The organism is Pseudomonas fortuita, from assembly GCF_026898135.2.
Taxonomy (GTDB): Bacteria; Pseudomonadota; Gammaproteobacteria; order Pseudomonadales; family Pseudomonadaceae; genus Aquipseudomonas; species Aquipseudomonas fortuita.
In genome coordinates, this window is sequence record NZ_CP114035.2 from 651,247 (window position 1) to 671,227 (window position 19,981).

Annotated in this window: 15 protein-coding genes and 1 pseudogene; 5 read left to right on the forward strand and 11 right to left on the reverse strand. The window is 63.7% G+C overall.

What is annotated here, in order from left to right; genetic code table 11:
* Window positions 1–177 precede the first annotated feature (177 nt).
* The 4 genes and pseudogenes from OZ911_RS02985 to OZ911_RS03000 all read right to left on the reverse strand — a co-directional run bounded on the left by OZ911_RS02985 (window position 178) and on the right by OZ911_RS03000 (window position 4,392).
* Window positions 178–1,284: an acetoin dehydrogenase dihydrolipoyllysine-residue acetyltransferase subunit gene (locus OZ911_RS02985; protein ID WP_070086844.1), complete on the reverse strand. Its 1,107-nt coding sequence runs from the start codon at window positions 1,282–1,284 to the stop codon at window positions 178–180.
* Window positions 1,281–2,303 carry an alpha-ketoacid dehydrogenase subunit beta gene (locus tag OZ911_RS02990; protein WP_013970705.1) on the reverse strand — a complete coding sequence of 341 codons (1,023 nt, stop codon included), beginning with the start codon at window positions 2,301–2,303 and terminating at the stop codon, window positions 1,281–1,283. Before OZ911_RS02990 ends, OZ911_RS02985 begins: the two co-directional genes overlap by 4 nt.
* A 33-nt stretch (window positions 2,304–2,336) precedes the next feature.
* Window positions 2,337–3,314: pseudogene (locus OZ911_RS02995) on the reverse strand (thiamine pyrophosphate-dependent dehydrogenase E1 component subunit alpha).
* A gap of 22 nt (window positions 3,315–3,336) precedes the next feature.
* Entirely contained in the window at window positions 3,337–4,392 is a 1,056-nt protein-coding gene (locus OZ911_RS03000) for an ATP-NAD kinase family protein (protein ID WP_023049488.1), read from the reverse strand.
* A 283-nt stretch (window positions 4,393–4,675) separates the two neighbouring features.
* Here OZ911_RS03000 and OZ911_RS03005 point away from each other — a divergent pair, with 283 nt between their 5' ends.
* Window positions 4,676–6,529: a sigma-54-dependent Fis family transcriptional regulator gene (locus OZ911_RS03005; protein ID WP_016484733.1), complete on the forward strand. Its 1,854-nt coding sequence runs from the start codon at window positions 4,676–4,678 to the stop codon at window positions 6,527–6,529.
* Window positions 6,530–6,593: 64 nt separating this feature from the next.
* Here the strand turns inward: OZ911_RS03005 and accC are convergent, their stop codons facing one another.
* From accC to OZ911_RS03035, 6 genes are all read right to left on the reverse strand, one after another.
* Window positions 6,594–7,949: an acetyl-CoA carboxylase biotin carboxylase subunit gene (accC, locus tag OZ911_RS03010; RefSeq protein WP_016484734.1), complete on the reverse strand. Its 1,356-nt coding sequence runs from the start codon at window positions 7,947–7,949 to the stop codon at window positions 6,594–6,596.
* A gap of 17 nt (window positions 7,950–7,966) precedes the next feature.
* On the reverse strand, window positions 7,967–8,428 hold the full coding sequence (accB, locus tag OZ911_RS03015) for an acetyl-CoA carboxylase biotin carboxyl carrier protein (RefSeq protein WP_016484735.1): 462 nt from the start codon (window positions 8,426–8,428) through the stop codon (window positions 7,967–7,969).
* Window positions 8,429–8,526: 98 nt separating this feature from the next.
* Window positions 8,527–8,982: a type II 3-dehydroquinate dehydratase gene (gene aroQ, locus OZ911_RS03020; protein ID WP_003255330.1), complete on the reverse strand. Its 456-nt coding sequence runs from the start codon at window positions 8,980–8,982 to the stop codon at window positions 8,527–8,529.
* A gap of 179 nt (window positions 8,983–9,161) precedes the next feature.
* Window positions 9,162–10,934 carry a protein-disulfide reductase DsbD gene (locus tag OZ911_RS03025; protein WP_268968571.1) on the reverse strand — a complete coding sequence of 591 codons (1,773 nt, stop codon included), beginning with the start codon at window positions 10,932–10,934 and terminating at the stop codon, window positions 9,162–9,164.
* A gap of 341 nt (window positions 10,935–11,275) precedes the next feature.
* A complete protein-coding gene (locus tag OZ911_RS03030) occupies window positions 11,276–13,237 on the reverse strand; it encodes a methyl-accepting chemotaxis protein (RefSeq protein WP_095116997.1) in 1,962 nt (653 codons plus the stop codon).
* Between the two features lie 154 nt (window positions 13,238–13,391).
* Complete coding sequence (locus OZ911_RS03035; protein WP_016484738.1) at window positions 13,392–14,750, reverse strand: diguanylate cyclase; 1,359 nt, start codon at window positions 14,748–14,750, stop codon at window positions 13,392–13,394.
* Between the two features lie 248 nt (window positions 14,751–14,998).
* Here OZ911_RS03035 and OZ911_RS03040 point away from each other — a divergent pair, with 248 nt between their 5' ends.
* Together OZ911_RS03040 and OZ911_RS03045 are read left to right on the forward strand one after the other, a co-directional pair.
* Window positions 14,999–16,066 carry a DUF2333 family protein gene (locus tag OZ911_RS03040; protein ID WP_016484739.1) on the forward strand — a complete coding sequence of 356 codons (1,068 nt, stop codon included), beginning with the start codon at window positions 14,999–15,001 and terminating at the stop codon, window positions 16,064–16,066.
* A gap of 2 nt (window positions 16,067–16,068) precedes the next feature.
* Complete coding sequence (locus tag OZ911_RS03045) at window positions 16,069–16,605, forward strand: NUDIX hydrolase (protein WP_016484740.1); 537 nt, start codon at window positions 16,069–16,071, stop codon at window positions 16,603–16,605.
* Here the strand turns inward: OZ911_RS03045 and OZ911_RS03050 are convergent.
* On the reverse strand, window positions 16,596–17,207 hold the full coding sequence (locus OZ911_RS03050) for an LbetaH domain-containing protein (protein ID WP_023047814.1): 612 nt from the start codon (window positions 17,205–17,207) through the stop codon (window positions 16,596–16,598). The genes OZ911_RS03045 and OZ911_RS03050 overlap by 10 nt on opposite strands.
* 252 nt (window positions 17,208–17,459) lie before the next feature.
* Between OZ911_RS03050 and OZ911_RS03055 the strand changes: the two genes are divergently transcribed.
* Complete coding sequence (locus OZ911_RS03055) at window positions 17,460–17,831, forward strand: translation initiation factor Sui1 (RefSeq protein ID WP_012270332.1); 372 nt, start codon at window positions 17,460–17,462, stop codon at window positions 17,829–17,831.
* Between the two features lie 151 nt (window positions 17,832–17,982).
* Window positions 17,983–19,896 carry an arginine decarboxylase gene (gene speA / locus OZ911_RS03060; RefSeq protein WP_016484742.1) on the forward strand — a complete coding sequence of 638 codons (1,914 nt, stop codon included), beginning with the start codon at window positions 17,983–17,985 and terminating at the stop codon, window positions 19,894–19,896.
* Window positions 19,897–19,981: the final 85 nt, after the last annotated feature.

Consider the following 19,981-nt stretch of genomic DNA (forward strand, 5'->3'; position numbering starts at 1 on the left):
CGATATCGAAGGGTAAGCAGCTGCTCTTCATTAATCTCATGTCATACATCCAGGGGGCGCGCGCCTAGGGTGCAGGAGTGACTGGCCCGAAACAAATGTGGGAGCGGGCTTGCCCCGCGAAGCGCCGCGCGGGCGGCGCTCGATCTCACAGGCGATGCACAACTCAAGTCATACCCTTCAATGCCCCCGCAAAAAATCCACCATCCTGCGGTTCACTTCTTCAGCCGCCTCCATCTGCACCATGTGACCGGCGTCGGCTAGCACCAGCACCTCGGCCTCCAGGCCTTCGGCATGGCTGGCCGGGATGATCGCGTCCTTCCCGCCCCACACCACCAGCGCCGGATGCTGCCCCAGCACCCCACGCAGGTCGTGGCGCTGCCGGTTGCCGTCGGCGATGGCCGATGCCAGCTGGGCCAATGCGGTATCAACACCTTCCAGGCGCTTGAACTTGAGCATGTCCTCCAGCATTTGCCGGGTCACCAGCGCCGGGTCGGCAAACAATTGCACCATCTGCGGTTTAAGGGCGTTGCGGTTGGCGGCGGCGACAAAGCCTTGCAGGTACTGCCCGTTAATCGCTTCGCCCAGGCCGGCGCTGGCCACCAGGCTCAGGCTTGCCACCCGCTGCGGCGCCAGGCGCGCCACGTTGAGGCTTACCGCGCCGCCCATGGAGTGCCCGGCCAGGTGGGCCTTGGCGATGCCCAGGTGGTCGAGCAGCGCCAGCACGGTTTCGCTCAGCTCATCCAGGTCGCCACGTTGCAGTGCTTTGGCGGACTCGCCGTGCCCTGGCAGGTCCAGGGCGATCACGCGGCGTTCGGCGGCCAGCGCCGGATGGTTGAACAGCCAGTTGTTGAGGTCGCCACCAAAACCGTGCACCAGCACCAGCGGCGTGCCGCCTTCTCCCAGCTCGAACCAGCGCACCAGGCGGCCGCCTATTTCAGCCTTTTGTGGGGCCGGCCCCTGTGCCTGATCGGCCCCCCCTTCGGCGACGAACCCGGCCTGAAAGCGCTGCACCACCGCATCGATTTCCGCTTCTTCGGCTTCGCCTTCCACCACCACTGCCAGCAGCGCGCCGACCGGCAGGGTTTCATCCGGCCTGGCCACCTGGCGGCGCAGTACGCCACTGAACGGGGCTTCGACGCTGCTGCTGATTTTGTCAGTCTCGACGTCCAGCACCTCGTCGCCCTTGTTGATTGCGTCACCTTCCTGCTTGAGCCAGGTGTCCACCCGGCCTTCGGTCATCGACAGGCCCCACTTGGGCATGGTCAGGGTATGGATCTGGCTCATGCGGCACTCCTTGCGGCTTCTATCACCTTGCGCACGGCTGCTTCGATCTTCGCCGCGTCAGGGATGTACAGGTCTTCCAAGGCATCGGAGAACGGCACCGGGGTGTGCGGTGCGGTGACCATTTCGATCGGGCCCTTGAGTGCGCCGAAGGCCTTTTGCGCCACCAGCGCGCTGATGTCGGTGGCCATCGAGCAGCGCGGGTTAGCTTCGTCGATCACCACCAGGCGGCCGGTTTTTTCCACGCTTTCAAGAATGCTGTCCTCGTCCAGCGGGCTGGTGGTGCGCAGGTCCAGCACTTCGCAGTCGATGCCCTGGCGGGCCAGGTTGTTGGCTGCTTCAAGTGCCACGTGGACCATGCGGCCATAGGTGACCAGGGTCACGTCGTCACCATCGCGCAGGAAGTTGGCCTCGCCGAACGGCACGGTGTACACCTCTTCCGGCACCTCGCCCTGCATGCTGTACAACAACTTGTGCTCGCAGAAGATCACCGGGTCGTTGTCGCGGATAGCCTGGATCAACAGGCCCTTGGCATCGTAAGGCGAGGACGGGCACACCACTTTCAGGCCGGGGATGTGCGTCCACAGCGAGGTGAGCATCTGCGAGTGCTGGGCGGCCGCACGCAGGCCAGCGCCGTACATGGTGCGCATCACCAGCGGGGTGACCGCCTTGCCGCCGAACATATAGCGGAATTTGGCGGCCTGGTTGAGGATCTGGTCCAGGCAGCAGCCGGCAAAGTCCACGAACATCAGTTCGCACACCGGGCGCAGGCCTTGGGTGGCGGCACCGACGGCAGCGCCGACGTAGCCGATTTCCGACAGCGGTGCGTCCAGCACGCGGCCGGGGAACTGGTGGTACAAGCCCTTGGTCACGCCCAGCACGCCACCCCAGGCGTCATCTTCGCCGGGTGCACCGGCACCGCCGGCAACGTCTTCGCCAATGATGAACACGGTGTTGTCGCGGCGCATTTCCTGGGCCAGGGCTTCGTTGATGGCCTGCTGGTAGCTGATCTTTCTTGCCATGGTGGTTCTCCTGTTGTTCTTGTAATCCGCGGCTCAGGGGTAGCTGACGTAGACGTCGGTGAGCAGGTCGGCGGGCTGTGGCTTGGGATCGGACTTGGCGCGGCGCACGGCGTCTTCGATCAGGTCCTCGATGCGCCCGTCGATGGCGTCCAGTTGCCCGGCAGTGAGCAGGCCAGCGCGGGTGGTCTTGTTACGGAACTGCATCAGGCAGTCGCGGGATTCGCGCAGGTTCTTCACTTCATCCGGGGCGCGGTAGGTTTGCGCATCGCCTTCGAAGTGGCCGTAGTAGCGGCTGAGCTTGACCTCGATCAGTGACGGCCCTTGCCCCGCACGGGCGCGCTCTATGGCGGCCCCGGCGGCCTCGTACACGGCAAAGAAGTCGAAGCCGTCGATGGTGACACCCGGCATGCCGAAGCCGGCGGCGCGGTCGGCAATGTGGTCGCAGGCGACGGATCAATTGGAGGCGGTGGCCTCGGCGTAGCCGTTGTTCTCGGCCACGAAGATGCACGGCAGGTTCATGATCGACGCCATGTTCATGGCTTCGAACACAGCACCCTCGTTGGAAGCGCCATCGCCGAAGAAGGCCACCGACACGTCATCACGGCCCTTGAGTTTGGCCGCCAATGCCGCCCCGGCCACCAGCGGTGCACCGGCGCCGACGATGCCGTTGGCACCGAGCATGCCCTTTTCCAGGTCGGCAATGTGCATCGAGCCGCCCTTGCCGCCGCACACGCCGGTTTTCTTGCCATAGATTTCGGCCATCATGCCGTACACATCCACGCCCTTGGCGATGCAATGGCCATGGCCGCGGTGGGTCGAGGCAATGCAGTCGCTGTCGCGCAGGTGGGCCATGACCCCGGCGGCGGAGGCTTCTTCGCCGGCATACAGGTGGACGAAGCCGGGGATCTCGCCCGTGGCAAACTCCACGTGCAGGCGTTCCTCGAAGGCGCGAATGGTGCGCATCACTTCATAGGCATGCAGCAGTTGTTCGGTACTGAGTTGATTGGACATCTTGTTGTTCTCCAGGGTTGTCTCAACGCGGGGTTGCAGGGTGCAGCCGATGGCCACGCGGCACGGTCAGCAGGTGATGGCGGGCGGCATGCGCCAGGACCGCCTCGACGTCCACGCTCAGCGGCCCTTGGTGGTCGAGCGTGATGGTGGGTGTATCGTGTTCGGCGAATTCGATTTCGCGCTCGCCGTCCAGGGCCAAGGTGCCGCTGGAAAGGCTCAGGCGATGGGCGACGCCAGGCATAAGCGTGCCGCTGGCGGTGATGCCGCAACCTTGCAGCAGGCCGGGCGCCAGGGGCGCGAGCAGCGCCTGTTCGGCACCGGGGTTCAAGCGCACCCAGACGCCATGGGGGGCCTGGCGCGATACCGGGCACCACAGCCCGCACAGGGCTGACAGGCCAATGGCATGGGGCTCGGCGAAGCAGGCAAAAACCTCGCACAGGTCTTCGCTGCGGCTGAGCGCACGGGCGCCGATGAAGCGCTGGGGCGAGACTGCCACCTCCACCAGTGCCCACTCGGCAAGCTGTTGTTCGGGCACTTTGACCAGCAGGCGCTTGTTGCGGCGCAGGCCGACATCGGTCGGTACCCGCCCGCAGGCGAGCAAGCCGCCGGCCAGACCGGCGCTGGTGGCTTCACGCAGTTCGGGGAAAGCATTGTTGGTGCCGGTGGACAAGGTCAGCAGCGGTACGTCACCCGCCTGGGCAGCGACCGCCTTGTGGGTGCCGTCGCCGCCGAGCACGGCGATCATCGCCACACCACGCTCGACCATGCGGCGGGTAGCCAGATGCGTGTCGGCAACGGTCTGGGTCAACGGCAGGTCGAGTATTTCGATGGTTGGCCAATGCTGGTCACGGGCGACCGGACCCTGGCTGGCCTTGAGCACGGCGGCGGCGATGCCCGTCATGTCGCTGGGCAGCAGCACCTGGCCGACGCCGGTAGCACCGAAGGCAGCCAGCAGCCGCTGGATCGCCGAGGCCTTGTCGGTGCTCGAATAGAGCCCGGCATTGGCGGTCAGGCGGCGCAGGTCGCGGCCAGAGGCAGGGTTGGCAATGATCCCGACGATCGGGGCGGGTAGCGGCATGGCGCACCTCGTATTTTTGTTTGCAAGGGCAGGAGCAAGCCCGGTGCCAGCTTTTCATGGCTTGGCTGAAGCGCCCGTGCCAGAGCGGTTTGCTTGCACGGCAGTACGTGCCCCTGGTGGCGTCCACGAGACGCTGGGTGCCAACGGGGGGCGTTGGTTGACGAGACGCTGAGACGCAGCGTCTCAAGCCAGCCGGTAATCACACAGTGCTTGTCGGGGCATGCGTGGAAGCGCTTAATGGCCGGACAACGATAAAAACAGCAACGAGAACCGGAGGGCCTGAATGCTTGCCGCGAACTCCCGAGCCCATGTCGACTGCGTCAGCCGGGTGCTGAAGAATGCCGACCGCCTGCCCCAGGCACCGGTGCCAGCGCTGATCCTCGATTCATGGCGCCGTTCCATGGAGCTGTACCGCCTCGACCCCGGGTCCCAACAGGGGCCGCGCATCCTGTCCCAAAGCCTGCTGAACGAATGCCGCGAACGCGCCGAACTGTTTCTGCGCATCGCTGGCGATGCCGTGGCACGCCTGCACGAGCGGGTGCGCGGCGCCGACTACTGCGTGCTGCTGACCGATGCCCAGGGGCGCACCATTGATTACCGGGTCGAATCGGCCATCCGCAATGACTGCCGCAAGGCCGGGCTGTACCTGGGCACTTGCTGGTCGGAAGGTGAGGAGGGCACCTGCGGTGTGGCGGCGGTGCTGACCAGCAAGGCGCCGGTCACGGTGCACAAGCGCGATCACTTCCGCGCAGCCTTCATCGGCCTGACCTGCACCGCAGCGCCGGTGTTCGACCCGCAGGGCGAGTTGCTGGGCGTGGTGGATGTTTCGGCCCTGCAGTCACCGGATGATCGCCGCAGCCAACACTTGATCCGCCAGTTGGTCGAGCAGACTGCCCGTGAAATCGAAAACGCCTTCTTCATGCACAGTGCACAGGGCCACTGGGTGATGCGTGCCCATGGCACACCGGGTTATGTGGAAAGCCAGCCCGACTACCTGCTGGCCTGGGATGCCGACGGCCGCTTGCAAGCCATCAACAGCCTGGCGCGCAAGCGGCTGGTACAGCACTTGGGGCGCTTGCCTGAGCACATTGGCGAACTGTTCGACATGGGGCAGCTACGGCGCGTCAACACCTCGTCCGCCCAGCGCCTGCCGGGCCTGGGCGGGCTGTATGGCCGTGTCAGCGCCCCGCAGCAGCGCCCGCGCGTGCAGCCCTTGCGTCAGGCTCAGGACCCCCGCATCGAGCAGCACTTGCGGCTGGCCACGCGGGTCAAGGACTGCAACCTGGCGGTGCTGGTACAAGGCGAGACGGGGGTCGGCAAAGAAGTTTTCGCCCGTCAGTTGCACCAGCAGAGCCAGCGCCGCGACGGCCCGTTTGTCACGCTGAACTGCGCCGCCATCCCGGAAAACCTGATTGAGAGCGAGCTGTTTGGCTACGTGGCCGGGGCCTTCACCGGGGCTTCCAGCAAAGGCATGCAGGGGCTGTTGCAGCAGGCTGATGGCGGCACCCTGTTCCTTGACGAAATCGGCGACATGCCGCTGAACCTGCAAACCCGCCTGCTGCGCGTGCTGGCCGAAGGCGAAGTGGCGCCGCTGGGTGCTGCACGGCGCGAACGCGTGGACATTCAGGTGATCTGCGCCACCCACCGTGACCTGGCAACGATGGTGGCGGACGGGCGTTTTCGTGAAGACCTGTACTACCGCCTGGCCAATGCCCGCTTCGAGCTGCCGCCCTTGCGTGAGCGCGAGGACCGCCTGGGGCTGATCCACCAGTTGCTGGCCGAAGAAGCCGAAGCCTGTGGGGTCGACGTGGTGCTGGCCGATGATGCGCTACAGGCGTTGCTGGTTTATCGCTGGCCGGGCAACCTGCGCCAGCTGCGGCAGGTCTTGCGCTATGCCTGCGCGGTGAGTGAAGTCGGGCAGGTTCGCTTGCTGGATTTGCCACAAGCGGTGCGGGGCGAGGCAGTCGTTTCGAGTGACAGCGGTGTATCGTGCCCGGCCCGGCAGTTGCTGCTGGACGCGCTGATCCGCCATCGCTGGAAACCGGCCGATGCGGCGCGGGCGTTGGGGATATCGCGGGCTACCTTGTATCGGCGTGTGCATGAGCACTGCATCGAGATGCCGCGGATGAAGGGGTAGGGCCCCGGCAGGCAATAAAAAACCCCGGAACCAGTCCGGGGTTTTGCGACATCGCACTGCTCGATCAGTCCTGGTTAGCCAGTTTGTGCTCGAGGTAGTGAATGTTCACGCCGCCTTTGCAGAAACCTTCATCACGTACCAGGTCACGGTGCAGCGGGATGTTGGTCTTGATGCCGTCAACGACGATCTCGTCCAGGGCATTGCGCATGCGCGCCATGGCTTCTTCGCGGTCCTTGCCGTAGGTGATCAGCTTGCCGATCAGCGAGTCATAGTTCGGCGGAACCGAATAGCCGCTGTACAGGTGCGAATCGACGCGTACGCCATTGCCGCCCGGGGCGTGGAAGTGTTTTACCTTGCCTGGGCTCGGGATGAACTTCTTCGGGTCTTCGGCGTTGATCCGGCACTCCAGCGAGTGGCCACGGATCACAACGTCTTCCTGGCGGAACGACAGCTTGTTGCCAGCGGCGATGCTCAGCATCTCCTTGACGATGTCGATACCGGTAACCATCTCCGACACCGGGTGCTCAACCTGCACACGGGTGTTCATCTCGATGAAGTAGAAGCTGCCGTTCTCGTACAGGAACTCGAAAGTACCGGCACCACGGTAGCCGATCTCGATGCACGCATCGACGCAACGTTTGAACACTTCCTGACGGGCTTTCTCGTCGATGCCCGGGGCTGGTGCTTCTTCCAGAACCTTCTGGTGCCGGCGCTGCAGCGAGCAGTCACGGTCGCCCAGGTGGATGGCGTTGCCTTGGCCGTCGGACAGAACCTGTACTTCCACGTGGCGTGGGTTGGTCAGGAACTTCTCCAGGTAGACCATCGGGTTGCCGAAGGCAGCACCGGCTTCGGTACGGGTGAGCTTGGCCGAGGAAATCAGGTCCTCTTCCTTGTGCACCACGCGCATGCCGCGACCACCACCGCCACCGGCGGCCTTGATGATCACCGGGTAGCCGACGTCACGGGCAATCGCCAGGGCGACTTCTTCGTCTTCTGGCAGCGGGCCATCAGAGCCCGGTACGGTCGGCACGCCCGACTTGATCATCGCGTCCTTGGCCGAAACCTTGTCGCCCATCAGGCGAATGGTATCGGCTTTCGGGCCGATGAAGGCGAAACCGGATTTTTCAACCTGTTCGGCGAAGTCGGCGTTTTCTGCCAGGAAACCGTAGCCCGGGTGAATCGCGGTGGCGCCGGTGACTTCGGCGGCAGCGATGATTGCCGGGATATGCAGGTAGGAATCCTTGGACGATGCAGGACCGATGCAGACCGACTCGTCTGCCAGGCCCAGGTGCATCAGTTCACGGTCGGCGGTGGAGTGCACAGCGACGGTTTTGATGCCCAGCTCTTTGCAGGCACGCAGGATCCGCAGGGCAATTTCCCCACGGTTGGCGATCAGGACTTTTTCGAGCTTCCCAGACATCGTTGGCTCTCCGCGATTCAAACGACGGTGAACAGCGGCTGGTCGAACTCAACCGGCTGGCCGTCTTCTACCAGGATGGCGTCGATGACACCGCCAACATCGGCTTCGATGTGGTTCATCATCTTCATGGCTTCGACGATGCACAGGGTGTCGCCTTTCTTCACGGTCTGGCCAACTTCAGCAAAGTTCGGCGAGGTCGGCGAAGGCTTGCGGTAGAAGGTACCTACCATTGGCGAGCGGATCACGGTGCCTTTCAGGGCCGGGGCTGCGGCAGCGGCTTCGGCGACTGGAGCAGCAGCGGCAACCGGGGCAGCAGCAGGTGCAGCGGCCATCGGTGCTGGTGCGTAGAACTGTTGGGCAGCTGGGGTCTTGCTGTGACGGCTGATACGGACCGACTCTTCGCCTTCCTTGATCTCCAGTTCGTCGATGCCAGACTCTTCCAGCAGCTCGATCAGTTTCTTGACTTTACGGATATCCATTAATCATCAACTCCCAAAGGTTCGGTCAGGGGGCGAAATTTAAAAAACGTATCGATACGTTTCTATCGAACCCTGGCCCACTGAGGCCAGGGTTTTCATCATTTGGGCTGTGCGTTGGCAGCCAGTTGTTCCAGCGCGGACTCCAGGGCCAGGCGATAACCGCTGGCGCCCAGACCGCAGATCACCCCTACGGCAACATCGGAAAAGTAGGAGTGGTGACGGAACGGTTCGCGTTTGTGCACGTTGGACAGGTGCACTTCGATGAATGGGATGCTCACTGCAAGCAATGCGTCACGTAATGCGACGCTTGTGTGGGTGAAAGCAGCCGGATTGATCAGGATGAAGTCCACACCCTCGTTGCGTGCGGCGTGAATGCGGTCGATCAGTTCGTATTCGGCATTGCTCTGCAGGTACTGCAGATGGTGGCCTGCCGCGCGGGCACGTTGCTCCAGGTCCTGGTTGATCTGGGCCAGGGTCACGGCGCCGTAATGGCCTGGCTCGCGAGTACCGAGCAGGTTGAGGTTGGGGCCGTGGAGCACCAGTAGCGTTGCCATCTGCGGATTCCTTGGATTTGTAGGGCAATTCGACACAGCGCGGCGAGTGTGCCGTAAAGCGACGGCAAGTGTCCAGTTCCCGGCAATAGCCAGCACGATGTCCGAGATTCGCGCGAAGTATGTGACCAAATAATTAAATCTGGTCATCTATTTCAGGATTTTTCCCGGCACGCGGGAAGTTATAGACCTACTTTGCCGCGCACGCGGGCCAGCATTTGCGCGAATTCACCGGCGTTTATCTCGCCAATCACCCGATCAGCGGTAATTTCGCTGCCGTTCGCGGCAAAGAACAGCAGGGCAGGTGGGCCGAACAGCTGGTAGCGATCGAGCAGTTTGCGTTGCTCGGCATTGCTCTCGGTGATGTCGAAACGCAACAGCTTGAAGCCGGCCAGCTGCGCCTGCACCTGCGGCGCGTTGAGCACTTCATGCTCGATCACCTTGCAGCTGATGCACCAGTCGGCATACCAGTCCAGCAGCACCGGCTGGCCGGCCGCTTTGGCCTGGGCCAGTGCGGCGTCCAGTGCGGTGGGGGTGGTGATGGTCTGCCAGGCATCCGTCTTTGCCGCCTGGCTGCTGCCGGTGGCCGCAAGTGCTGCAACGGGCAGCGGGCGAAGCGGGTCGCCTTGGCCACTGAGGGCGCCGTACCAGCAGGCCAGGGCGTATACCAGCAAAGCCAGGCCTAGCAGTTGGGCCAGGCGCTGGCGTGCGGTCTTGACGACGAACTCCAGGGCGCCCAGGAAAAGTGCCACGCCGGCTGCGAGGAACCCCACCAGCAGCAAGGTCACAGGGCCCGGCAGCACGCGGCTGAGCAAGCCAATGGACAGCCCCAGCAGCAGCACCCCGATGGCGTTTTTCACCGTGTTCATCCACGGGCCGCTTTTTGGCAGCCAGGCCGCGCCACCGGTGGCCACCAGCAACAAGGGTGCACCCATGCCCAGGCCCAGGGCAAACAGCTTGAGTGCGCCACCCAGGGCATCGCCGCTGGCACTGATATACAGCAGGGCGCCAGCCAGGGGGGCTGATACGCAAGGCGAAACCAGCAGGCTGGAGAGCACGCCCAGCACTGCCGCACCCAGCAGCGAGCCACCCCGGGTGTGATTGGCGACGTTGTTCAGGCGGTTGCTCAGGGCCTGGGGCAGCTTCAGCTCGAACAGGCCGAACATGGCCAAGGCAAATACCACGAAGAACAGGGCGAAGGGCACCAGCACCCAGGCCGACTGCAGGCGCGCCTGCAGGTTCAGGCCCGCGCCGAACAGGCCCATGAGCGCGCCGAGCGCTGCGAAACTGGCCGCCATCGGCAGCACGTACGCCAGCGATAGCGCCAGCCCGCGCAGCCCACCCACCTGGCCGCGCAGCACTACGCCCGACAGGATCGGCAGCATCGGCAGTACACACGGGGTAAAGGTCAGGCCGACCCCGGCGAGAAAGAACAACAGCAGCGATTTCCAGTTCCAGCCGTGTTCGGCCGTTGCGGGTGCGTTGGCACCGCCTTCGCCATCAATACTCAGGCGTGCGGTTTCCGGTGGGTAGCACAGGCCTTTATCGGCACAGCCTTGGTAGCCCACCAGCAGGGTGAAGGCACGCGGGTCGGTGCGCGGCAGTTCGATGTCGAGCACGCCGTGGTACACCTCGACGTCGCCGAAGAATTCATCGTGCTTGGCCTCGCCCTTGGGGATGTTCGGCGCGCCCAGGGTGATGTCTGCCGGCTCGGTGTGGAACTGGAAGCGGTGGCGGTAGAGGTAGTAGCCCTCGGTGGCGACGAAGCGCAGCTTGAGGGTGTGCGCGTCGGCCTGGACCAGGCTGAGCTTGAAGGCGTCGTGAACCGGCAGGAAGTCGGCGTTGTTGGCCAGCGAAGCGGCGCCGAGGGTAGCGCTGGGGCGGTTGTCGAGCAGGCCCGTGGCGAAGGCAGGGCTGGCCAGCAGCAGGAACAGCAGGAAAAACAGGCGGCGCATGGCGGACTCGCGAGGTGGAACGTGCTGCGCATGATAGCGGAGTTGGTGCGGGTTGGGGCCAGCAGCGCTTGCCGTGACATGTTTGGCGCCTGGCAGATCGAGCGCCGCCCGCGCGGCGCATCGCGAGCTGCGCTCGCTCCTACGTTTGTTTCGGGCCAATCATTTCTGTGGGATTTGCGCGCGACCCCCTTGGCGCATGGCACGATATCGAGTCGTATAAACAAGGCGGTCGCGCGCGCCTGTCGCAGGCATAACTGGCCCGAAACAAACGTAGGAGCGAGCGCAGCTCGCGATGCGCCGCGCGGGCGGCGCTCGATCTCACAGGCGCTGAAAGGCCCAACTTAAACCCTGAATGCTCGCACCGCCCGGTTCAGCTCACCGCCCAGGCTGAGCAACTGCTCGCCTTGCACGCGCCCTTCACCAATGCGCTGCAGGTTGTCTTCGCCCAGCTCGTGAATCCGCTCGCTGTGGTCACGAATGTCACTCACCGCACCACTCTGCTGCGCCGTGACATCGGCAATGCGCACCGCTGTGTCGGAAATGGTGCGGATGGCACAGACAATCTCGTCCAGCGCGCCATCCGCCGCCTGAGCCTGGCTGGCCGTAGCCTCGGCATGCTCAAGCTGCGCGCGCATCCCTGCCACCGAACCTTTCGCCGCTTGCTGCAGGCGGTCGATCAGTGCCTGAATCTCGCCGGTCGCCCCCGTGGTGCGCTGCGCCAGCGAACGCACTTCATCGGCTACCACAGCAAAGCCACGGCCCATTTCCCCCGCTCGTGCCGCTTCGATCGCAGCGTTCAGCGCCAGCAAATTGGTCTGTTCGGCAATCGAGCGGATCACTGTCAGCACCCCGCCGATGGTCGCCGACTCTTCCGCCAATTGCTCGATCATGCGGGCGTTGCCTTGCACTTCATCAACCAGCTCGCGCAAGCCGGACAGGCTCTGGCCAATGACCGCCTGGCCCTGCTCCACCGCGCGCCCGGCATCGCGGCTGGCATCGGCGGCGGCGCTGGCATCCCCCGCCACTTGCTGGATGGTCGCCTCCAGTTCACCCAAGGCGTCGCGGATCTGCCCGGTATCGCCCGCCTGGCGCTCGGCGCCGTCGTGCAGGGCAGCGCTCATGCCGGCCAGGGCGTGGCTGCTGCCAGCCACCTGCTCGGCGTTGTGGCGGATGGTACCGACCAGCTCCACCAGGTACTGGCGCAGGCGGTTGAGCGACTCCTGGATATCGTGCAGTTCGCGGTTGGTCTTGCCCAGGGAGATGGCTTGGGCAAAGTCGCCCTCGGCCCAACATGACAAGGCTGGGGCAAGGCTGGTGAGGGTGCGGGTCAGGCGCCGCTGCAAGGTGTCGATCAGCAAGGCGATGAGCAGTATCAGGCCGATCATCAGGCCCTGGATGATGCGCACCTCGGCGGCGATCTTTGCATGCTCGCCGCGTACTTCGGGTTCCAGCGCGGCAATGGCTTGCTGCACCGCCTCCAGGCGCTGACTGGTGCTGGCGGCCAGGGCGGCGCGGCGTTCGATCTGTTCGCGGGTGCGTTGCAGTTCGGCCGGGTAGCGGCTTAGCAGGCTTTGCAGTTCACGCTTCAGGCCCACCGCAATGTCTTCCTGCTGGGCGCTGGCCTGGGTTTCCAGGCCCATCATGGCGGCGAAGTCGTCGGCAACGGATTCGGCTGCGCGGGTCACGCCCAACAACGGCAAGCTGTCGATGGCTTGCGCCTGGGTGCGGATCAGTTGCAGTTCACGCTCTACTTCGTCGGCCAGCTCCGGGCGGCCGCTGCTGACCAGCTTGTCCCTTGCCAGCGACAGGCGACCGAGGTGCACGGTGGCGTCGAGCACTGGCAACAGGTAGCGGTTGGCATCGGCGCTGCCGCTGTCGCGGGCGTAGCCGGCCAGTTGTTCGAGGTTGGCCCCCAGCTCCCGCTCGGCCTGCAACAGCAGGGCTTGCGGGTCACCAGCCAGTTTACCGGCGGCCAGCAGCTCGTTGGCGGTGAAGGCCTGCAGGCTGTCGAGGCTGGGGCGCAGTTTGCCAGCCAGCTCAGTGGGCCACTCGGTCAGGGTGGCCTGAAGCTGCTGGTTGGCCTCCATGGCGGCGGCATGGCGCAGGGCATCGCCGCTGCCAAGGTAGACCTGGATATTACGTGCTGCCTGGTTCTGGAACTGCTGAGACAGGCCCAGGTAGCGCTCCATCATCTGGTAGGGGCGCTCCAGGGCACGCTGCGACCACCACAGGGTGGCGCCCAGGGCGAGACACACCGTTACCAGCAACAGGGTGTTGAAATTGGTCAGCCACTTCAGGCGCATCGCCGCGAACTTCCTGCGCAGGGGAGAGGTAGGCGCCTGAAGTTATTGCGATTTTGTGACGGGGTGATGACGACAGGGGCTTGGTGCCAGAAAAAAGTGGCACAGTGCCTTCATTTGTTTCACCTGCTCCGGCCTCTTCGCGGGTAAATCTGTTTCAAGGCTCCACTCGCACTACGCAATTACGCCCCGCATGCTTGGCCCGGTAAAGCGCTTCGTCCGCTGCACTGGCCATGGTCAGCGCGTCCAGCACCTCATCCAGCTGCACCACCCCGGCACTGAAGGTGCACTGCAAATCCCGCGGCTGCGCCGGGTAGATGATCTCTGCAAAGCGCCGGCGAATCTCGTCCAGCACCTTGTGCGCCGCGTCCAGCGCGGTATTGGGCATGACAATGGCGAACTCTTCACCGCCATAGCGGCCAATGAAATCGGTCTTGCGCAAGCGTTGCTTGAGGAACAGCGCCAGGCTCTTGATTACCCGGTCGCCCATGGGGTGGCCGTGGCGATCGTTGATCTTCTTGAAGTGGTCGATGTCGAGCATGGCAAAGCTCAACGGCTGCTGCTCACGGCGGGCGCGGAAGCTGCAGTCTTCCAGCAGTTGCAGGATGTGGGTGTGGTTGTACAGCCCGGTCAGGCTGTCGCGCACCATGCGCGCCTTCAGGTGCCGGGCGCGGGCGGCACGGTTGCGCACGGTGGTGATCAGGTGGCGTGAGCGAAACGGCTTGGTCAAGAAATCATCACCGCCCTCGCTCATGGCATCCAGCTGCTTGTCCAGGTCGTCCTCGGCAGACAGGTAGATGATCGGCACGCTCACATAGCGGTCGCTGTGGCGGATCACCTTGGCCAGTTCCGGGCCGGTGCAGGCTGGCATGTACAGGTCGAGGATGATCAGGTCGGGCTGGAAGTCGGCAAGCTCTGCCATGGTGCGGATCGGGTCGGTCAGGCTACGGGTGACCATGCCGGCGCTGGCCAGCACGCGCTCGGTATGCAGGGCCTGGGTGCGCGAATCGTCGATGATCAGCACACGCAGGGGGTCGTGCGGGGCGGCGTTGGTCAGCAACTCGACCTTTTCCAGCAGGCTGGAAGCCTCCAGGCTGCCGGTGAGAAAGTCCTGGCCACCGGCGCGCACGGCCGCCAGGCGGGTCGGGGTGTCGGCTTCATGGTGGCTGAAGAACAGCAGCGGAACAGGTTGCGCCACGCCCTTCTGCAGCTGGGTGGCCAGCAGCAGGCCTTGGCCGGCACCGGTGAAGTCGACATCCATGATCACGGCCGAGGGCGGGTATTCGCTGATCGAGGCGAGAAACGCCGCAGCGCTGGGCAGCGCTTGCACTAGCAGACCAAAAAATTCCAGTTGTTGAGCCAGGCGCTGGGCACGCTCGTGGTCCTGCAGCAGGATGTACACCGGTTTGCGCAGGGGCGGCTTGAGCACCTGATCGAGTGGGTCATCCTTGCGCAGGCCGCTACGCGTCAGCTGCTGGGCGGGGCACAGCGGGCTCGGCTCGACTGCTTGGCTCATGTCCTGGCTACTTATAGGTTGGGGTGTGCAGGGGCGATGATGGCTCTATGCTAGCAGCTCTTTTCAAAGACGTGACTGCCCTGTATCAACAAAGCGGCCAGAACGAATATTCAGTTGCTGACTGACAGGTCGCTTATGCGTACGGTGGTGTCTGCTTTATAGTGCTGCCATGCGGGCTTGCCGTGGCACCCTGGCGCAGGCCTGTGGTCCAAGCCCTAGAACCGTCGTGACTGATTAAGGACAAAGCCATGCTGGACTGGAAAAACCGCGAGGCCAAAGCCGAGCCCCGTGAGCGTGTCGACGGCCGCGGTGCTGCCGCCCGTAGCTACCTGGGCGGCCTTTGGAGCCGTGCCCTGGGGACCCTGATCGGGTTGTACCTGCTGGTGTGCATCGGCCTGGGCTGGTACTGGAGCCAGGAGCCGGACCTGTTCCCGGTGCAGCAGAATGCCCAGTCTGCCGCTGAGCGCGGTGGCCAGCAGATGGTGGTGGGCTACACCACCATCGAAACCCTCAAGACCGTGGCCGGTACCTTGCTGAACAAGCCTGGTGGCTACATCTCCAACGACCGCTTCCCGCCAGGGCTGTGGATGGACAACATGCCGAGCTGGGAATATGGCGTGCTGGTCCAGGTACGCGACTTGTCCCGCGCCCTGCGCAAGGACTTTGCCCGCTCGCAGTCGCAGTCCACCGAAGATGCCGACCTGGCCAAGGCCGAGCCGCGCTTCAACTTCGACAACAAGAGCTGGATCCTGCCATCGAGCGAGTCGGAGTTCGAAGAGGGCATCAAGTCGCTGTCCCGTTACCAGACGCGTCTGGCTTCTGGCGACAAGGGTGCGATCTTCTACACCCGCGCCGACAACCTGAACAACTGGCTGGGTGACGTGGCCACTCGCCTTGGCTCGCTGTCGCAGCGCCTGTCGGCCAGCGTTGGCCGGGTCAAGCTCAACACCACGTTGAAGACCGAGTCGGTCGTTGCCGGCCAGGCACCGCAGGTGGACGAGGAGGTGGTGGAAACCCCATGGCTGCAGATCGACAACGTGTTCTACGAAGCCCGCGGCCAAGCCTGGGCGCTGTCGCACCTGCTGCGCGCCATTGAGGTGGACTTCGCCGACGTGCTGGCGAAGAAGAATGCCACGGTCAGCGTGCGTCAGATCATCCGTGAACTGGAAGCCTCGCAAGAGCCGCTATGGAGCCCGATGGTGCTCAATGGCAGTGGCTTTGGCATGTGGGCCAACCACTCGCTGGTCATGGCCAACTACATTTCCCGGGCCAACGCTGCGGTCATCGACCTGCGTCAGTTGCTGTCGCAGGGTTGAGAATGGCCATCAGCCCAAGCGAGGCCGCCCACCGGGCGGCCTCCGACCGCGAGCTGGTTGCCTGGGTGGACGAAGCCGACCAGGTGCTGGGGGCCTTGCCCCGCGCCGAACTGCGTGAGCGACGGCTGATCGGGCGTTGCACGTTCATCCTGCTGTTCAACAGTGCCGGTGAGCTGTGCGTGCATCGGCGTACCCTGAGCAAGGCGCTATACCCCGGTTACTGGGATGTGGCGGCCGGCGGCATGGTGTCGGCCGGGGAGGCTTATGCCGACTCGGCGGCCCGTGAGCTGGCCGAAGAGCTGGGAATCGAAGGTGTCGAGTTGCGTTTTCACGAGCGGTTCTACTTTGACCAGCCCGACAACCGCCTGTGGTGTGCTGTGTATTCGGCGGTGTCGGATGCGCCTTTGCGTTTGCAGCCAGAAGAAGTAATCGAGGCGCGCTTCATCGGGTTGGAGCAGGCAGAGTCAGAAAGCCAGACCCAATCCTACTGTCCGGACTCTTTAGTGGCATTGCAGCGCTACAAGGCCAGTCAGTCGTAGGCAAACTGGTCGACTAGCCCAAGGCGCGGCACGCGGGTACCCGGCAGAAGCAACGCACCCGGCGCGATGACTGCATTCGCGCCAATTTTGCAGCCATCGCCTATCAACGCACCGAACTTGTTTGCGCCAGTGTCGATGACCGCCTGGCCATGGCGAATCCTGATCATTGCCCCGTCCAGTTCATTGCGGTAGTTGGCGATGATTGCCCCGGCTTCGATATTGACGTTTTCGCCGATCAGCGAGTCGCCGACGAAGTTGAAGTGTGCCAACTTGCTTGAGCTGAGCATGAAGCTGCTTTTCACCTCACAGCCTGGTCCGACAATGCAGTTGCTAGCGATGTATACCCCGCCGCGCAGGTAGGCGCCCGCAGCCACGAAAGCCTGCGGACCAATGATAATCGGCCCTTTCAGTACTGCACCGGGTTCGACGATGGCCGTTTCGTGAATGGCGCAATCGCCTTCGCGCCGATAGCCCCTTTCGAGCTGCTCAATCAGCGACAGGACGTTGCTTTCACATGTCAGGGTTACCTGCCATGATGTCGCGTGCGCTACGCCCAGCTTGGGCCACTTGGCAATGAATGCGCCGATTTGAGGTATCGTCACGGGCCTGTCTCCTGAGGAAGGCGCCCCAGTTTGCACCCGCGCGGGCGACGACAGGCGCTGAAGTCGCAAAACATTCGCAAAATGGCGCATTCCAGTACTTAGCAACAGCCGGATTTATCGTTACACTGCGCGCCCTTTTCGGGCTGTCGCAAGTCTTGCGGCAGTAGCGCCGCCCCTGCCAGAGTGGGGCTTCGCGGTCGGCCTCAACCCCAGGGCACGACCAGTTTTTGTCCTCAGCACAGAGGAACAAAAGTGGCCAAGAAAGCTTCTTCCTTTTCCGCCCTTGGCGGTCTCGTTTACTCCACCGATGCCGGTCGGCACTGCCCCGACTGTGGCCAGCCGGTGGATGCATGCATCTGCAAGCAGCAAATCATCCCCGAAGGTGACGGCATTGCCCGTGTGCGCCGTGAGAGCAAAGGCCGTGGCGGCAAAACCGTGACCACTGTCACCGGCGTGCCGCTGCCGCCCGACCAGCTCAAAGAGCTGGCGACCACGCTCAAGCGCCGCTGCGGTACCGGCGGCGCCCTGAAGGACGGGGTTATCGAGATCCAGGGCGACCATGTCGAGCTGTTGATCGGCGAGCTGACCAAACAGGGTTTCAAGGCGAAAAAGTCCGGCGGCTGAGGCCATCGCGCGATTTTTTGCCCAGCGCTTTCTAAACTCGTTCCCGTGGTCAGGGTCTATGCCTGAGCACGGATGAATCGTCATTTTCAGCTTTTACACTCGCTCCGCTGCCTGCGGGGCAGTGTCTTCGACTTATCTATAGGGGACTTGAATGTCCGTACGACGCACACGCAAAGACGATGGTAGCCAGTGGACCGTGGCCGACAGCCGCAGTGTTTATGGCATCCGCCATTGGGGCGCTGGTTATTTCGCCATCAATGAAGCGGGGCGCGTCGAAGTGCGCCCCAACGGCCCCGACAGCGCGCCGATCGACCTGTACGAGCAGGTTGACGAATTGCGCCAAAGCGGCCTGTCGCTCCCCTTGCTGGTGCGCTTCCCCGACATTCTGCAGGACCGCGTACGCCAGCTGACCGGTGCGTTCGATGCCAATATCGCGCGCCTGGAGTACCAGAGCCAGTACACCGCGCTGTACCCGATCAAGGTCAACCAGCAGGAAGCGGTGGTGGAAAACATCATCGCCACGCAAAACGTCTCCATCGGCCTGGAAGCCGGCTCCAAACCCGAGCTGCTGGCAGTGCTGGCGCTGGCACCGAAGGGCGGTACCATCGTCTGCAACGGCTACAAGGACCGTGAGTTCATCCGCCTGGCGTTGATGGGCCAGAAGCTTGGCCACAACGTGTTCATCGTCATCGAGAAAGAGTCGGAAGTGGCCCTGGTGATCGACGAGGCCGCCGAGCTCAAGGTGAAACCCCAGGTCGGCCTGCGCGTGCGCCTGTCGTCGCTGGCCTCCAGCAAATGGGCCGACACCGGTGGCGAGAAGTCCAAGTTCGGGTTGTCGGCTGCCCAGTTGATCTCGGTTGTGCAGCGCTTCCGCGATGCCGGCCTGGACCAGGGCATCCGCCTGCTGCACTTCCACATGGGCTCGCAGATCGCCAACCTGGCCGACTACCAGCACGGTTTCAAGGAAGCCATCCGTTACTACGGCGAGCTGCGTGCGCTGGGCCTGCCGGTCGACCACATCGACGTTGGCGGTGGCCTGGGCGTGGACTATGACGGTACCCACTCGCGCAATGCCAGCTCCATCAACTACGACATGGACGACTATGCTGGCGTGGTGGTGGGCATGCTCAAGGAGTTCTGCGACGCGCAGGGCCTGCCGCACCCGCACATCTTCTCCGAGAGTGGCCGCTCGCTGACCGCGCACCATGCCATGCTGGTGATCCAGGTCACCGACGTCGAGAAACACAACGACGACGTACCCACCATCGAGAACAAAGAAGCCCTGCCCGAGACCGTGCAGTGGCTGGCCGACCTGCTTGGCCCGACTGACATCGAGATGGTGACCGAGACTTACTGGCGCGCCACCCACTACATGGGTGACGTGGCGGCACAGTACGCCGATGGCAAGATCAGCCTGAGCGAGAAAGCCTTGGCCGAGCAGTGCTACTTTGCCGTGTGCCGCCGCCTGCATAATTCGCTCAAAGCCCGCCAGCGCTCGCACCGCCAGGTGCTCGACGAGCTGAACGACAAGCTGGCCGACAAGTACATCTGCAACTTCTCGGTGTTCCAGAGCCTGCCGGACACCTGGGCCATTGGCCAGGTGCTGCCGATCATCCCGCTGCACCGCCTGGACGAAGAGCCGCTGCGCCGCGCCGTACTGCAGGACCTGACCTGCGACTCGGACGGCAAGATCAACCAGTACGTCGACGAGCAGAGCATCGAGACCAGCATGCCGGTGCATGCGTTGAAGGAGGGCGAGGACTACCTGCTGGGCGTGTTCCTGGTCGGTGCCTACCAGGAAATCCTGGGCGACATGCACAACCTGTTCGGTGACACCGACTCGGTGAACATCTACCAGAACGCTGACGGCAGCGTGTACCACGCCGGTATCGAGACCCACGACACCATCGAAGACATGCTGCGCTACGTGCACCTGTCGCCGGAGGAGTTGATGACTCACTACCGCGACAAGGTGGCCAGCGCCAAAATCACTGCGCGTGAGCGCACGCAGTACCTGGATGCCTTGCGCCTTGGGCTGACCCGGTCTTCGTACCTGTCGTCGTAATTGCTAGGGCCGCTCCTGCAAAAGCCTGTGCTGCCTTTTGTGGGAGCGGCCTTGCGTCGCGATATGAGGGCGAAGCCCTCACCAG

Bases quoted from the DNA above. Each gene is read 5' to 3' on its own strand.
- OZ911_RS02985 (WP_070086844.1), bottom strand. From the start codon at position 1,284: ATGAGCCAGATCCATACCCTGACCATGCCCAAGTGGGGCCTGTCGATG.
- OZ911_RS02990 (WP_013970705.1), bottom strand. From the start codon at position 2,303: ATGGCAAGAAAGATCAGCTACCAGCAGGCCATCAACGAAGCCCTGGCC.
- OZ911_RS03000 (WP_023049488.1), bottom strand. From the start codon at position 4,392: ATGCCGCTACCCGCCCCGATCGTCGGGATCATTGCCAACCCTGCCTCT.
- OZ911_RS03005 (WP_016484733.1), top strand. From the start codon at position 4,676: ATGCTTGCCGCGAACTCCCGAGCCCATGTCGACTGCGTCAGCCGGGTG.
- accC (WP_016484734.1), bottom strand. From the start codon at position 7,949: ATGTCTGGGAAGCTCGAAAAAGTCCTGATCGCCAACCGTGGGGAAATT.
- accB (WP_016484735.1), bottom strand. From the start codon at position 8,428: ATGGATATCCGTAAAGTCAAGAAACTGATCGAGCTGCTGGAAGAGTCT.
- aroQ (WP_003255330.1), bottom strand. From the start codon at position 8,982: ATGGCAACGCTACTGGTGCTCCACGGCCCCAACCTCAACCTGCTCGGT.
- OZ911_RS03025 (WP_268968571.1), bottom strand. From the start codon at position 10,934: ATGCGCCGCCTGTTTTTCCTGCTGTTCCTGCTGCTGGCCAGCCCTGCC.
- OZ911_RS03030 (WP_095116997.1), bottom strand. From the start codon at position 13,237: ATGCGCCTGAAGTGGCTGACCAATTTCAACACCCTGTTGCTGGTAACG.
- OZ911_RS03035 (WP_016484738.1), bottom strand. From the start codon at position 14,750: ATGAGCCAAGCAGTCGAGCCGAGCCCGCTGTGCCCCGCCCAGCAGCTG.
- OZ911_RS03040 (WP_016484739.1), top strand. From the start codon at position 14,999: ATGCTGGACTGGAAAAACCGCGAGGCCAAAGCCGAGCCCCGTGAGCGT.
- OZ911_RS03045 (WP_016484740.1), top strand. From the start codon at position 16,069: ATGGCCATCAGCCCAAGCGAGGCCGCCCACCGGGCGGCCTCCGACCGC.
- speA (WP_016484742.1), top strand. From the start codon at position 17,983: ATGTCCGTACGACGCACACGCAAAGACGATGGTAGCCAGTGGACCGTG.